At 54.3% G+C, this 947-nt stretch carries 1 pseudogene; it reads left to right on the top strand.

Annotation, left to right across the window (positions count from 1 at the left end):
• The first annotated feature begins 24 nt into the window (after positions 1-24).
• Positions 25-945: pseudogene (locus MJ257_RS24590) on the top strand (ADP-ribosylglycohydrolase family protein).
• Positions 946-947: the final 2 nt, after the last annotated feature.

Here is a 947-nt window from a genome sequence, read left to right as displayed (position 1 = left end):
TTTTGGTTTTGGAAGGAGGATGACATGAAAGCAACGTTAAACAGATATAAAGGCTGTCTCGCCGGATTGGCGATTGGCGATGCTTTGGGCACCACGGTAGAGTTTCATCCGCCGGGATCTTTTCCTCCGGTCACGGATTTGGTGGGTGGAGGCGTCTTTCACTTGCAACCTGGTCAATGGACGGACGACACGTCAATGGCGCTTTGCTTGGCGGAGAGCCTGCTCGAATCCAAGGGATTTGACCCGAACGATCAAATGACCCGGTATCGGCGATGGATGCGGGAAGGATATCTAAGCAGTACGGGGGGATGCTTTGACATCGGGAACGCGACACGCGAAGCTATCCTTCGATTCGAGTGAACAGGAGAAGGGTATTGCGGCTCGGACGATCCTTATGCTGCAGGCAACGGATCGATCATGCGGCTTGCGCCTGTACCGATGTACTATGCGGGACAACCGCAGCAAGCCATTGATTATGCGGCGCGTAGTTCCAGAACCACCCATGCTTCTACGGAGTGCGTCGATGCTTGCAGATTGTTGGCTGGGTTTATTGTGGGAGCGTTGAGGGGCTGGACGAAAAGCGAGCTGTTGGATCCTGCCGCTTTTGATGAATGGTTGGGGGCGGATATACCAGTCCCGAAAATTGAAGAGATCCGCCGCGGATCCTTCCTGTCCAAAGAACCTCCGGAGATCCAAGGATCGGGGTACGTGGTTAAATCGCTGGAGGCTGCCTTATGGGCTTTTGCCAAAAGCACCTCGTATAAGGAAGGAGCGCTACTGGCCGTAAACCTGGGAGATGACGCGGATACGACAGGCGCCGTATATGGCCAGCTGGCTGGTGCCTTTTATGGGTACGAGGCGATACCGGAAAGCTGGCGCCATAACCTGGCGATGCGCGAGACAATTGAGCATCTGGCGGAGCAGTTGGTTCCTATAAATGCATAATA

The organism is Paenibacillus timonensis (assembly GCF_022427145.1).
Lineage (GTDB): Bacteria > Bacillota > Bacilli > Paenibacillales > Paenibacillaceae > Fontibacillus > Fontibacillus timonensis.
This window is presented reverse-complemented; position numbering and strand designations above follow the sequence as displayed.